Genomic DNA, 14,678 nt, shown 5'->3' with positions numbered 1-14,678 from the left:
ATGACGAAACTAAGCGAAAAGTTAACTTTACTTGTAAAAAGTATCGCCTAAATAGAATTGGTATTAGTTTCAGTATAATTTACACTTATTTTAAAGTGCAAACAATTTAACTATGAAAAAAATCATAACAACTTTATTTTCAATATTTTTAATTTCAACAACGATTAATTCTCAAGATAATTTTGACGAATTATGGACAGATGTAGAAAAATTTGAGCTAGATAATTTACCTAAATCTGCTTTAAGAATTGTAGATAAAATTTTCAACAAAGCTGCAAAAGAAAATAATTCGCCACAGTTAATTAAATCTTTATTTTACAAAAGTAAATTCTCACTTACTTTAGAAGAAAATGCACAACTAAATGTAATAAATCAATTTAAAGAACAAATTGCGCAACAGACATTTCCTACAAAGAATATTTTAGAAAATATTTTAGCCAATTTATATTGGCAGTATTTTAAACAAAATAGATACAAGTTTTACAATAGAACTTCAACTAAAGAAAAAGCGAATCTCGAAGATTTTAGAACTTGGGATTTAGCTACAATTTTTAAGGAAATATTATTTCACTTCGATAATTCTTTACAAAATGATCAACAGCTTTTAGAAATAAAAATTACAGATTATAGTGATATCTTAAATATAGACGATGAAACTGTTCAATTTAAGCCATCTCTATTTGATTTTTTAGCAAATTCGGCACTAAAATTTTATAGTACAAATGAAAATTCAATTCATAAACCTTCTTATAAATTCGAGATAAACAATCCTGATTTTATTAAAAGCTCTTCTATCTTCACTTCATTAGAAATCAAATCAAAAGATAGTATTTCAAATCAATTACAAGCTTTAAAATTGTATCAAAAATTAATACAATTACACACACAAAAAAATCAAAAAAATGCACTTGTAATTATAGATCTTGAAAGATTAAATTTTGTAAAGAATAATGCCACTTTTAAAAGTGTTAAAACAGCGCTTTTAAAAACACTTCAGATTAGCAAAAGCAATCTTAACTCACATGAATCTAGCGGTTTGTATGCATTTGAAATCGCACAAATTTTTAATGAAAAAGCATTAAATTATAAGGATACTAAAAAAGATGAAAATCAATTTAAAAACAAGGAAGCTTTAGAATTGTGTAACCAAACAATTTTAAAATTTCCAGAAAGTTTAGCTGCAAAAAAATGCAAAGTATTAAAAGCAAATATCTTAAACTCGTCTTTAAATATAACTACCGAAGAATTTTTACCGATTCAGTCTAATTCTAGATTTTTAATCTCTTATAAAAACCTGAATAAACTTTACTTTTCTGCATATAAAGTCTTTGAAAGTGAATTGAACACATTTAATAATATTTATGACATCCAAAAGAAAAAAACTTTTCTAACAAAGCTTTCTAAAGTAAAAACCTGGACGAGTAATCTAAAAAACGAAGCAGATTATTTACAACATACTACAGAAATTGTTGTGCCTAAATTTGATGGTGGTAAATATTTAATTATTGCATCAGAAAAAAAAGATATAGAAACCAATTTTATACACGCTTCAACAGTAATACAAGTTACCAATTTAACATTGGTAAGTAATACTTTTAATAATTTGTATAATTACCAAGTAGTAAATCGAAATACAGGAAAACCAATTGAAAACGCAAAAATAAATTTAAAAAACACTAAAAGAAATTACGGTTCTTATATCAACAAAACTTTAGTTACAAATAAACAAGGGTTTGCAACTTTTAAAAGTAATAGCAGATACAACAATGTTCAAATTAAAGTTAAAACCAAAGATGATACTGCTACTTTTGGTTCTTCTTATTTATACAATAGAAACAATAATAATTTTAATAATAAAAGCAATTATATAGATATTAAAGGATTTATTTTTACGGATAGAAGTATTTATAGACCTGGACAAATTGTTTATTTTAAAACTATTTTAACTCAGAATGAAAATGAAATTTCTAAGGTTGTAAATAACAAAAGTATAGAAATTAGTTTGAGAGATGTAAACAATCAAACAGTTAAAACTAAAACTTTAGAATTAAATGATTTTGGAAGTGTTGCTGGCGAATTTCTCTTACCTAACAATGGTTTAACAGGTAATTATAAATTACACATAAGCTCAAATTCTTTCACTAATAAAAACGTACGATTTAATGGTGCAAACGCAACAATCGCTGTAGAAGAATATAAAAGACCAAAATTTAAAACAGAATTTAAACCTGTTACAGAAAATTTTAAAATTAATGATTCGATTGTTGTAAACGGTTTTGCAAAAGCTTTTTCTGGGGCTAATATTACAGATGCAAATGTTGTTTATAGAGTTCACAGAAAAACACAATTTCCGTCTTGGTATTCGTGGAGAAGACCTTTTTACAACTCAGAAACACAAGAAATTTCTAACGGAGAAGTTATTACAGATGCTTCTGGAAATTTCTCAATAAAATTTAAAGCAATACCAGATAAAAGTATTTCAGAAGAAAGTTTACCAATTTTTACGTATGAAATTACAGCAGATGTAACAGATGTAAATGGAGAAACTAGAAGCGCTACATCTACTGTAAAAGTTGGTTACCATAGTTTGTTGGCTTCAATTTCTATGGATAATAATATTGATAAAAATCAGCAAAAAACAATAATTAATATTAAAACCACCAATTTAAACAATCAATTTACCGCTGCTCAAGGAACCTTAAAAATTTACAAATTACTAGCACCTAAATCTCCTGTAAGAAATAGACCGTGGCAAGAACCAGATTATCAACAAATTTCTAAAGAAGAATTTAAACGATTATTTCCGAATGACCCTTACTCTAATAATGAAGATGACGTAACTAATTGGCAAAAAGGAACTCTAACTTTTTCTAAAAAGTTCAACACTAAAAATTCTGAAGAATTAAAAATATCAAATCTAAAAAAATGGGAATCTGGTAAATATATCGCTATACTAGAAACCAAAGACAAGTTTGGTAAAAAAGTGAAAGACGAAGTTAACTTTTCAATATTTTCGACATCAGAGAAACAAGTTGCAGACAATAAATTGTTTACAATTAATACTGATAAAAACGCTTATAAAGAGGGTGAAACAGTAAACTTAAAAGTTGGTTCTGCTTCTAAAGACATCACCATTGTTGTTCAAATAGAAAAAAATTATAAAATAGTTGATACACAACTAATTCATTTAAACAACACTACTAAAACGATTAAAATTCCTGTTGAAAAAGAAGATGTTGGTGGTTTTGCTATAAAATATCATTTTGTAAACTTTAATTACTTTAAAAGCGGTAGTATTCTTGTAAATGTTTTAGATAAACCGAAAAGTAATATTGAAATTGAAACCAACGTTTTTAGAGATAAAATAAGTCCTGGTCAAGAAGAAACATGGAGTTTTACAATCAAAAATGATAAAAACGATAAAGTTGCTGCAGAATTATTAGCTTCTATGTATGATGCCTCTTTAGACGAATTTAAAACACATAATTGGTATTTTAATCCTGTAAAAACAACTAAAAAATACTACTCTTACAAATCTAGCAATGCAAATCTAAGCTTTGGAGTAAATAATTTTAGCGTAATAAATAATAAAAATAAGTATTTCAACTATCCTTCTATAAACAACATTACATATAACTGGTTTGGGTTTAGTTTGAATAATAATTCTTGGTTAAACAATAGTTATCTAAGACAAATTAGACAAAAAATAAATTCAAAAAAGATTAAAATCACAAAATCTGGCTCGTTTAATGGTACAATTACAGGTTTTATTACTGATGAAAATAATGAACCTTTACCTGGAGTTACAATTCTTATTAAAAATAAAACTAAAGGCGTAAATACAGGTTTTGAAGGTAATTTTACAATTGATATTAAAAAAAATGATATCATATCTATAAGATATATTGGTTATCAAAGTATAGAGGTTAAAGTAGAAGATTTTTCTAGATTAAATGTTCAATTAATTCCAGATTTAGAATCATTAGATGAAATAGTGGTAACAGGTTATGGTACTCAAAAAAGAAAAGCATCCGATGTTACAGGTTCGATAAGTATACCACAAGAAGAAGCTGAAATAACTACTGTTTTAAGCGGAAAAGCGGCAGGAATAAATATTACTGATGATAATCCTACAATAAGAATTAGAGGGAATTCTTCTCTAAACTCAGATGAAAAACCATTAATTATAATCGATGGTAAGATTAGTACTGTAGAAATTGCTGAAGGATTAAAAACTCGAAATATTGCTAGTTATCAAGTCTTAAAAGATTCTGAAGCTATTGCATTATATGGCTCGAAAGGAAGAAATGGTGCTATAATTATTACAACAAATATTATTGAAGATTTATCGCAAATTAAAGCACGTAAGAACTTTAAAGAAACTGCATTTTTTTATCCGCAGTTAAAAACTGATAAAGATGGTAAAGTAAGTTTCACATTTACAATGCCAGAAGCATTAACCCGATGGAAACTACAATTATTAGCACATACTAAAGATTTAAAATATGCCGTAAAAAGTATGCAAACTGTTACTCAAAAAGAAGTAATGGTAATACCAAATGCACCAAGATTTTTAAGACAAAAAGATACAATTACTTTAAGTGCAAAAATTACCAACTTAACAAATAATGCGTTAAACGGAATTGCACAACTTGAGTTAACAGATGCCATTACCAATAAAAAAATAGATGTTTTAATGCAAAATCTCAAGGCAAACAAAAAATTTACAGTGGCTAAAGATGGTAATACAAATGTTTCTTGGGAAGTTTTTATTCCGGAAACTGTGCAAGCTGTTCAGTATAGAATTGTTGCAAAAGCAGGTTCTTTTTCAGACGGAGAACAACAAGTATTACCTGTTTTATCTAACAGAAAATTAGTTACAGAAACCTTACCAATTTGGATAAATTCTAACGAAACTAAAACTTTTACTTTAGATAAATTAAGAGAAAATAATTCTACAACTTTAAAAAATCATAAATTAACATTAGAAGTAACTTCTAACCCAGTTTGGTACGCAATTCAATCTTTGCCATATTTAATGGAATATCCGTACGAGTGCTCAGAGCAAACTTTTTCTAGATTTTATGCAAATACATTGGCAAGTTTTATTGCTAATTCAAATCCAAGAATTCAAGAAGTTTTTAATATGTGGAAGTCTTCTGATGCTTTGCTTAGCAACTTAGAAAAAAATGAGGAATTAAAATCATTAATTATTCAAGAAACACCTTGGTTAAGAGATGCACAATCTGAATCTGAACAGAAAAAAAGAATTGCCTTATTGTTCGATTTGAATAAAATGAAAAATGAGCAAGAAAGAACAATCGCGAAACTTAAAGATATGCAAATGAGTTCGGGCGGTTTTCCTTGGTTTAAAGGCGGAGAATATGAAAATAATTACATTACACTTTATATTGCTACTGGCTTTGGTCATTTAGAAAAATTAGGTGCTGCTCAATTTAACACAGAGACAAAAAAAATGATTACCAATGCTGTTAATTATTTAGACAGCCAACTCGTAAAAAAATACAAGATTCTTCTAGAAAATGCAGATAAGTTAAAAAGAAAATCTAAAAACAAATCTGCAGTAGAAAAAGTATATAAAAATTATTTAGAAAAAAATCATTTAGATTATACAACAATTCAGTATTTATACATGCGAAGTTTTTATCAAAATTTAGCTAAAAATTCATCATTAGAAGAAGCTGTTAATTATTATCAAAAACAATCAGAACAATATTGGACTGAATTTAATCTATATGCTAAAGGACAAATTGCATTGACATCATTTAGAAATGATGAAAAAACATCAGCAATAAAAATTCTTAATTCTTTAAAAGAAAATGCTATCTCTTCGGATGAATTGGGTATGTATTGGAAAACTAACAATGCTAGTTATTATTTTTATCAAGCTCCTGTAGAAACACAAGCATTAATGGTAGAAGTTTTTACAGAACTAGAAAATGATACCCAGACAATAGACAAATTAAAAGTGTGGTTGTTAAAAAATAAGCAAACCAATAGCTGGAAAACAACCAAAGCAACATCCGAAGCCATTTATGCTTTACTTTTAAACGGAAGCGATTGGGTTAAAAACAGCGAAGAATTAGTTACTATAAAAATTGGTGAACATCAAATTGAACCTACCAAATTAGAAAGTGCAAAAATAGAAGCAGGAACAGGTTATTTTAAAACTTCTTGGTCTGGTAAAGAAATTACAAAAGAAATGGGCACTGTAACTATCAGCAAAAAGAATAAAGGTATTGCTTGGGCTGGTTTGTATTGGCAGTATTTTGAAGATTTAGATAAAATTAGTGTTGCAAATACACCACTTAAATTGTCTAAAAAATTATTTTTAAAAGTGAATTCTGATACCGGAAAAGAGTTGATAGAAATTACAAATAGCAGTCAGTTAAAAGTTGGTGATTTAATTACGGTTAGAATAGAATTATCTTCTGATAGAAATATGGAATTTATTCATATGAAAGACATGAGAGCTGCTGGTTTAGAACCAATAAATGTAATTTCTAGATATAAATATCAAGATAACTTAAGTTACTATGAAAGTACCAAAGATGCCGCAACAAACTTCTTTTTTGATTATTTACCTAAAGGTGTTTTTGTTTTTGAATATGACTTAAGAGTTAACAATGCTGGTAACTTTAGTAACGGAATAACAACCATACAAAGTATGTATGCTCCAGAGTTTAGTAGTCATTCTAAAGGTGTAAGATTAGATGTAAAATAAATTTCGTTTGAAGCAATTTTAAATTCATATGAGTTACTCTTAAAATAAGTTTACGACTAATTTTGCCATTAAATAAACATAAACAATCATGAAAAAAACATTTTTAATTATAGGTCTTTTAGTCGCAGGAGCTTTTTCTGCAAATGCACAAAGTATTTCTAAAAACGCAATTGGTTTGCGATTAGGAGATAATGATGGTTTTGGTGGTGAAATTTCTTATCAAAGAGCCTTAAATAATAACAATAGACTAGAAATAGATTTAGGGTTAAGAGATAATTCTAATTACGATGGTTTCAAAGCCACAGGTATTTACCAATGGGTTTGGAACATCGAAAACAACTTTAACTGGTATGCTGGTGTTGGTGGTGGATTAGCAAATTACAATGGTAACGGAAATGATAATTTTTCTGAAACCTTTATTTTTGCTGCTGGTGATATTGGTATTGAATATAATTTTGATTCTGCACCAATTTTACTTTCATTAGATTTAAGACCAGAGTTTGGCTTTGGAGATAATTTTAATGACTACGATAATGATATCGCATTTAGTATTAGATACCAATTCTAATAACTGTAAAAAATAAAAAAATCCTCTAAATTAATTTTTAGAGGATTTTTTTATTTACACAATACTAAAATTAGAATGTTAATTACTTGGCGGAAATTGTTCTAAAATTTGAGTAACAACAACCTTTAAATGAGCCTCTCTTTGTTCTGGTGATCTTTTCTTACGAACTTTAGATTCTAGAGAACCTTCCCATATTAAATTATTAGTATTTGCTTCTATAAATTTTATGATTAGTTTCTCATTTACCTTATTATTTTCTATCGGAATTCCGCCCGAAACACCCACATTTCTATTTCCTAAACCAATAGAAATTGATTTATTATTTCTTACAATTGATGTTTGCGTATCAAAATAAATAAAAAAGTCTGGTAAATTATCTTGCTCTAAATTATCATTTTTTAATTTAGACGTGATGTAGTTTGTAATTCTTTTTACATCAAAATCATTTAAATTATCTCCATTATCTTCATAGAAATTAAACGTTTTATATTTTGAATAAGTTGTATTCGAATCATAATCAGAAACTACTTTCGAACTAGAACACCCAAAAACTAAGAACAATAAAATTAACCTAAAAACTTTCATTTTACGTTTTATTTAATAATTACTCTTGTAGGTGTATCTGTACCATTAATAATGCTTTCTGTACCTTTTGCAACTGCCTGAATTGTTTGTGTTATAACAGTCATATTTAAAGTTTCAGCCTCATCTGTTAATTTATGATAATCTGGATCTACATCTATTGGTGTTGTAGAAAATGTATGCGATGGCACGCCTAACCTTGCTAATGAAGCGTTGTCTGATCTAAAAAATAAATTGAACTTTTTATAAGGATCTGGAAATAACTGATAACCGGTACCTTCTAAATTCTTCTGAATAATTTTACCAAAATCAGAACGCTCAAAACCTGTTAACCATGCTGTATTTGGCCCAGAACTTGGTGTTTTCCCTATCATTTCTAAATTAATTCCGACAACAAATTTATCCGCATCAATACCTTTACCAAAATGAGTAGAACCAATTAAACCCATTTCTTCTGCTGTAAAAGAAGCAAAAACAATTGTTCTTTCGTTACCAATTTCTTTAAAGTATTTAGCTAAAACTAACAATCCTGTAACACCAGAAGCATCGTCATTTGCCCCATTGTAAATTAAGTCTCCTTCACCACTCTTTTTCATACCTAAATGATCGTAATGTGCAGAAATAATAACATATTCGTTCTTTTTACTTTTTCCTTCTAATACACCAATAATGTTGCTAGAAGTAATATCTTCTTTAGTTCTTCTATTTTTAAAAGTAAAAGTTTGTCTATAATCTTTTAAACTGTTAAAAGTAGTCAATCCTATTTTTTTGTATTCATTTTCTATGTAAACAGCCGCTTTTTCGATACCTGCTGTTCCAGATTTTCTACCTTCCATTTCATCTGCAGCCAACGTATATAAATGTTTTCTAACCAAATTAGAATCAATAAAAAAAGTTTTTTCTGGTTTTTTAAGTTTTCCAGAAATACCATCAGCCCCATTTTTTCCATTTAAACCTGGTTCACCAGCTGTTCCTGCTTTTCCATCTTTTCCTTTTGTAACAATAGCACAACTAAGCATTAAGCTCATGGCTAAAAAAACACCAATAATTTTTCTCATAAAATATCTATTTAGAGGATAAATATAACTATTTTAAATTGAAGGTTGTCTTATAAAATTCGATTATAACTCTTTAAATAACCGCTAAAATTTTATGTATTTTTGTTGAAAATTTTACAAATGATTTTATCTGAAATTCCGAATATAAAAAATACCGATGCAAATAACTTTTTTTTATTAGCAGGACCTTGTGCTATAGAAAGTGAAGAAATGGCATTAAGAATTGCTGAAAAAGTAGTTACTATTACAGACAAATTAGAAATTCCTTACATATTTAAAGGTAGTTTTAAAAAAGCAAACAGAAGTAGAATTGATAGTTTTACAGGTATTGGAGATGAAAAAGCTTTAAAGATTTTGCGTAAAGTTTCAGAAACATTTAATGTGCCAACAGTTACAGATATTCATGAAGTATCTGATGCAGAAAAAGCAGCTGCGTATGTAGATGTTTTACAAATTCCTGCATTTTTAGTGCGTCAAACAGATTTAGTTGTCGCTGCTGCAAAAACGGGTAAAGTTGTAAACTTAAAAAAGGGTCAATTTATGAGTCCCGGTGCTATGAAACATGCCGTACAAAAAGTTAAAGATGCTGGTTCTAATAAAGCTTGGATAACAGATAGAGGTACCATGTTTGGTTACCAAGATATGATTGTAGATTTTAGAGGCATTCCAGAAATGAGAGAATTTGCACCAACAATTTTAGACGTTACACATTCTTTACAACAACCAAATCAAACAGTTGGTGTAACAGGCGGAAGACCAGAAATGATTGAAACTATTGCCAGAGCCGGAATTGTAAATAACGTTGATGGTTTATTTATTGAAACTCATTTTGATCCGAAAAATGCAAAATCTGACGGTGCTAATATGTTACATTTAGATAATCTAGAAAGTTTATTAAGTAATTTAGTCGCTATTAGAAAAACTATAAATAATTTATAAACTACAAGTTATTGATACATATTTTAACCATTCAGATTTTAATTTGAATGGTTTTTTTATGAATAAAATATAAAGGCATAATAATTGTTTAGCTTAATTGTTAACATTTACTATATGAAACAATTTATATATTTTTTCTTATTAATTTCTTACACGACTTTTTCTCAAAATTTTGATAAAGTTGATAAAATCGTTTTAGAATACCCTAGATTCTCTAAAATTGAAAATTTAGCTTTAAGAATAGATACTGATTTTTCTAAAGATGAAGAAAAAGTTAGAGCAGCATTTTTTTGGTTGGCAAAAAATATTAGATACGATTTAAATCAATACTATAATCCGAAAGGAAGAAGTTTTAAATTTAGTTATAGGAATGAAATTGAAAAAGAACAAAAGTTAGAAGCAGCAAAAAATAAAATTATTGATAAAACTTTTAAAACCAAAAAAGGTTTGTGTGAAGAATATGCACAATCTTTTAAGAAAGTTTGTTCTTTGTTAAATATTGAAGCAGCAGTAATAAAAGGTTACACAAGAAATTCACCAGATGATATTGGTAGGTTTGTTTCTGAAACAAACCATGCTTGGAACGCTGTAAAACTTAATGATAAATGGATAATTTTAGACCCAACTTGGGCGGCAGGATATCTAATGAATGGAAAATGGACACGAAAATTCAACCCTTATTTTTACGACATTCCTAAAGATAAATTTTTTAAAACACATCTACCCGAAGAAAGTATATGGGTTTTGAGGTTGGGCAGAATTACTAAAAAGGAGTTTTATAATCAGCCAATTTATGGTCAAGAATTTCTAGCATCTACTATTGAGTTAATTTCTCCGAAAAATGGAATTATCAAAATTAAAAAAGGTGAAAATATTGTTTTAAAGTTTAAAAATTTATCCGAAAAAGCTTCAATGCTATACAACTATAAAAACCACAACTATGCAAAGAGACCAATTTTAAAATCAGAAAACAATATAACTACTTTAACAATTCTAAACCCATTAAGAAACTCTGAATTATTTTTATTTTTAAATAATAGAACTGCGCTTCAATTTAAAGTTGAGTAATTAGCTTCTCTTGTAGAAACCTTTGTCTTTAAGCGAATGTGCCTCTGCTAAAACAGATAGTAAAATTTCTTCATTTATATCTTCAATTTTAAAATATCTAAGAGATTTAACAACCTTTCTATTTTCTGATATTAGATGTTCGTTGTATTTTGTTAAATGTGCAGAAACCCAAAAAGCTACATCAACATATCCTTTCTTTTTAGACGGATTTAGATAACAAAAAGGTTTTTCGTTTAAATAATAAAAAGGGATTTTCCATTTAAATTGTAAATCAACGTTAGGGAAACTAGACTCTATTAATATTTGCAAATGCAACAAAATAGACATGAAAGGTTCTGGTTGATTTAAAATATATTCTTCAGCAGGTTTCATAAATAAAGATAAACAATACGGCTCTTTTTGTATCTTTACGAAAGTTATAAAATTTAGAAGAGAAACCATGCAATTGCAAGATAATTTTAAAAACAACTTTTTTTTAAGAGGGTTCGCAAGTATACTAATAGGATTTTATTTTTTTTTACTTGCTTATGCTTATAAGTATATTATTGATGGTTTTTTAATTGAAAATCATCCTTTAGGTGTTATAAGTCCTCAAATACTAGAAATTCTTTTTATTGGTTTAGCTGCTGTTTTTATGGTGTTTTCTTCTCTAGCTATTTTTTTTAGAGCAAAAAGGAAAGTTAAAAAAGAAGGTTCTTTATTATGGAATAAGCAAAGTAAAAATGCTTTTAAAAAATACTTTTTAGCAGTAATAATAGGATTTAGTGCCTTGTTCATTTTAAAATTTTACGGATATGTAGATATTTTAACACCAGTATTTCTATGCTGTTATGCTTCTATGTTATTTCTATTAAAGAGTAAGGATAATAATAAATTATATGCTTTAATTGGTTTAGCTATTCTATTAGCTTTGTATTGCTTTATTATACCAAGTTATTGGTATTCATCATTTACAATTATGGCAATTGCACATGCAGCTTTTGGTTTGGTCGAAAAAAATTAATTTTCTACTTTAAATCCAGGTTTCACATATCCTTTTGGCACATTTTCTGGCGGAACGGTTAAAACACTTCCATCTCTAACCGCATTATAATGCGGTGATAAAATTTCTATGCCCGCATTATGCAATTCATTTTTAATACTTTCGTGTAATAAAGAGTAAATTACAGCTCCTTTTTCTGGATTTTTAGTATGGCAATTTATTTCGTAATTTATATAAAAATCATCTAAGCTTTTCACTAATACAAATGGTTCTGGCGATTTTAAAATCATATCAGTATTTTTTGCCCCCTTTACCAAAGCTTTAATAACTTCTCCGCTGGAAACATCGTAACCAATAGTAACAGAAGTATGTAAAATAACACCAACTTCTTCTGCCGCATTTTTACTGAAATTAATTATATGATTTCCTAAAATCGTAGAATTTGGAACTGTTACATCTAAATTTTTTATAGTTCTAACCCTTGTTACTAATAAACTTCTTTCCGTTACATCGCCAACGGTATTTCCTATTTCTACTCTATCACCAACTTTAAAAGGTCTCATGTAAGTAATTACAACACCAGCAACAATATTAGAAATTGCAGCTGTTGATCCTAAAGAGAATAATACTCCAAAAAATATTGAAACTCCTTTAAAAGCATCTGATTGTGAACCTGGTATATATGGAAAACATATAACCGCAGCAAAAGCTATAATTACAACTCTTATTAAATTAAAAGTTGGTTTTGCCCAATCTGCATGAAAACCATCTAATCTTACTGCTTCTCTTTCTAATTCACCAGTTAAATACTTTAAAAATTTAAGTAAGTATTTAGTGATAAAAACAATTACTAAAATAAAAAATAAACCAGGTATAAATTGCAAAAAACCACTTACGATAAATTGAACGGGTTTCATAACATAATCGAAAACCGTAGATGCAACTTCTTTTGTTTCTGGTATAAAACTAAAAACAAAAGGTAAATAAACCACTAAGAAAAAAATACTAATTGCTATTCTTAATGCTCTAACCGAAAACTTTAAAATATGTTTTTCTCTTCTAGGTGTTATAAATTTAAAGATGTTTAAGAGTTCTTTTTTCTTAAATAACACATTTCTATCTAAAGCATCTAATTTAGTTTGTAACCATCTAAAAAACTTCTTTAGAAGAAAGAAGAAAAGGAAAATACCTAGAATTGCAAATCCAAAATAAATGTACTTTAAAGTCATAATAACCAATTGTGTTAATAATATAAAAATAATGTATTATTACGAATATTCTTGTTGAATTTTTCTAATAATATCTTCTAAACCATTTAATTGAAGCTCGTAAACTAACTCCATTTGTTTACCCAATTTACCATTTGGAAACCCTTTTGTCTTATACCAAACAATATAATGTTCTGGTAAATCTATTAAAAATCTTCCTTTATACTTACCAAAAGGCATTTTCATTTTCGCCAAATCTATTAGAAATTGTCTATCTTCTATCATTACTCTTTACCATCTACATAATCTTGTAAATAAGAAAAACGTTTTGTTAACTTACCGTTTTCTGTCATTTTTGCTCTTTCTAAAACACCATCTTTATCGTTATTAAAAAAAGCAGGAATTACATTTTCTAAAAACATTTCTCCGAAACCTTCACTTGCATCTTTTGGTAATTCACATGGTAAATTATCTACAGCCATTACCACAATAGCATTTTTATCTTGATAATCTACTTCTAATTCTGTATCTGGGTTGTATCCGTAAATAGGTTCTGCAATAGTTGATGCTTTAATTGTTGACGCAACAGGACCATCAACATCACAAGAAATATCTGCAACAAATTTTATATTAAAATCTTTAGATTTTGCATCTTCTCTAGTAAATAAATATGGCGCGCCATTTCCATAAAAATGACCAGCAATAAAGAAATCCGTTACTTCTGCAAAACGCATAAAATTAGATTCATAATTTTCTGGATGATTGTAAAAATCGAAATTATCTATAATTTCACCATCTTTTCGTTTATTATAATCTAGCACATCAGCTAAACAGTATACAGTTTCATCAAAAGTTTTTTCTAAATATTCGTTTACAGAAACTTCTTTAATTTGCATTGCATCTAACATTTCTTTTGCTCCGTATGCAACTTTACCATTACCGGTTAGTAATATTTTTATTTTTGGTAATGCTATTTTTTTTAATTCTGATATTAATTCTTGCTGGCTATCTAAGGTTTCTGCTTTAGGCAAATTAAATGTTTCATTTTTTAAACCAATTGCTCTAAAACCATTATAAGCACCAACTATACCTGCGTATCTACCAAAACCAATTAAACGAGCACCATTTTGCTTTATAATTGTTTCATGGTCGTATAATTCGATATTTTTATCTAGAATAGCTTGCAATAAATCTCTATTATAGGGTTGTTTTTTAATTGTATGACTAAAAAAGAAATACTTTTTATTAGGAATTAATGCATCAATTGGCACTTCTTTTACGCCTAACAATACATCACAATTAGATACATCTTCTAAGACTTTAAAACCTAAATCTGAATATGCTTGGTCGCTAAAAACACGTATATCAGAGCTTTCTACTACAATTTCAGCATCAGAATATATATTTTTAAATTGCTCTAATTTAGAAGGAGAAAAAACGACTCTTCTATCTGGTGGGTTTTTGCGTTCTTTTATGATACCGAATTTCATACGTTTTAGTTTTGCTCGAAGATATTTTATTTATATGA

Annotated in this window: 11 protein-coding genes; 5 read left to right on the top strand and 6 right to left on the bottom strand. The window is 27.9% G+C overall.

Features of this window, described 5'->3' with window-relative positions; all coding sequences use genetic code 11:
* Window positions 1–112: 112 nt before the first annotated feature.
* Together ACYPV9_RS07670 and ACYPV9_RS07665 are read left to right on the top strand one after the other, a co-directional pair.
* Window positions 113–6,745, top strand: a complete 6,633-nt coding sequence (locus ACYPV9_RS07670; protein WP_459742785.1) for an alpha-2-macroglobulin family protein — start codon at window positions 113–115, stop codon at window positions 6,743–6,745.
* An 88-nt stretch (window positions 6,746–6,833) separates the two neighbouring features.
* Window positions 6,834–7,313, top strand: a complete 480-nt coding sequence (locus tag ACYPV9_RS07665; protein WP_077809861.1) for a hypothetical protein — start codon at window positions 6,834–6,836, stop codon at window positions 7,311–7,313.
* Between the two features lie 78 nt (window positions 7,314–7,391).
* Here ACYPV9_RS07665 and ACYPV9_RS07660 read toward each other — a convergent pair whose 3' ends face one another.
* Together ACYPV9_RS07660 and ACYPV9_RS07655 are read right to left on the bottom strand one after the other, a co-directional pair.
* On the bottom strand, window positions 7,392–7,898 hold the full coding sequence (locus ACYPV9_RS07660; RefSeq protein WP_459742783.1) for a DUF4136 domain-containing protein: 507 nt from the start codon (window positions 7,896–7,898) through the stop codon (window positions 7,392–7,394).
* 8 nt (window positions 7,899–7,906) lie between these two features.
* Window positions 7,907–8,953: a M28 family peptidase gene (locus ACYPV9_RS07655; RefSeq protein WP_459742781.1), complete on the bottom strand. Its 1,047-nt coding sequence runs from the start codon at window positions 8,951–8,953 to the stop codon at window positions 7,907–7,909.
* 120 nt (window positions 8,954–9,073) lie between these two features.
* On the opposite strand from ACYPV9_RS07655, the gene kdsA reads away from it, so the two are divergent.
* Entirely contained in the window at window positions 9,074–9,892 is an 819-nt protein-coding gene (gene kdsA / locus ACYPV9_RS07650; RefSeq protein ID WP_459742779.1) for a 3-deoxy-8-phosphooctulonate synthase, read from the top strand.
* A 114-nt stretch (window positions 9,893–10,006) separates the two neighbouring features.
* Window positions 10,007–10,960, top strand: coding sequence for a transglutaminase domain-containing protein (locus tag ACYPV9_RS07645; protein ID WP_459742777.1), 954 nt, complete (start codon window positions 10,007–10,009; stop codon window positions 10,958–10,960).
* Here ACYPV9_RS07645 and ACYPV9_RS07640 read toward each other — a convergent pair whose 3' ends face one another.
* Window positions 10,961–11,332 (bottom strand): DUF1801 domain-containing protein, encoded by a 372-nt coding sequence (locus ACYPV9_RS07640; RefSeq protein ID WP_459742775.1) that lies wholly within the window; start codon window positions 11,330–11,332, stop codon window positions 10,961–10,963.
* Between the two features lie 67 nt (window positions 11,333–11,399).
* On the opposite strand from ACYPV9_RS07640, the gene ACYPV9_RS07635 reads away from it, so the two are divergent.
* Window positions 11,400–11,963: a hypothetical protein gene (locus tag ACYPV9_RS07635; RefSeq protein ID WP_459742773.1), complete on the top strand. Its 564-nt coding sequence runs from the start codon at window positions 11,400–11,402 to the stop codon at window positions 11,961–11,963.
* Here the strand turns inward: ACYPV9_RS07635 and ACYPV9_RS07630 are convergent.
* The 3 genes from ACYPV9_RS07630 to ACYPV9_RS07620 are packed head-to-tail and all read right to left on the bottom strand — an operon-like array spanning window position 11,960 to window position 14,640.
* Window positions 11,960–13,171: a mechanosensitive ion channel family protein gene (locus ACYPV9_RS07630; RefSeq protein ID WP_459742771.1), complete on the bottom strand. Its 1,212-nt coding sequence runs from the start codon at window positions 13,169–13,171 to the stop codon at window positions 11,960–11,962. The two genes, ACYPV9_RS07635 and ACYPV9_RS07630, sit on opposite strands and share 4 nt — an antisense overlap.
* Before the next feature lie 39 nt (window positions 13,172–13,210).
* On the bottom strand, window positions 13,211–13,435 hold the full coding sequence (locus tag ACYPV9_RS07625) for a DUF3820 family protein (RefSeq protein WP_299064846.1): 225 nt from the start codon (window positions 13,433–13,435) through the stop codon (window positions 13,211–13,213).
* Complete coding sequence (locus ACYPV9_RS07620; RefSeq protein WP_299064845.1) at window positions 13,435–14,640, bottom strand: NAD(P)-dependent oxidoreductase; 1,206 nt, start codon at window positions 14,638–14,640, stop codon at window positions 13,435–13,437. The genes ACYPV9_RS07625 and ACYPV9_RS07620 overlap by 1 nt, the downstream gene beginning before the upstream one ends.
* Between the last annotated feature and the right edge of the window lie 38 nt (window positions 14,641–14,678).

The organism is Polaribacter sp. OB-PA-B3 (genome assembly GCF_054589375.1).
The sequence above is the reverse complement of the archived record's forward strand: the minus strand, read 5'-3'. Positions and strand labels throughout refer to the sequence as shown.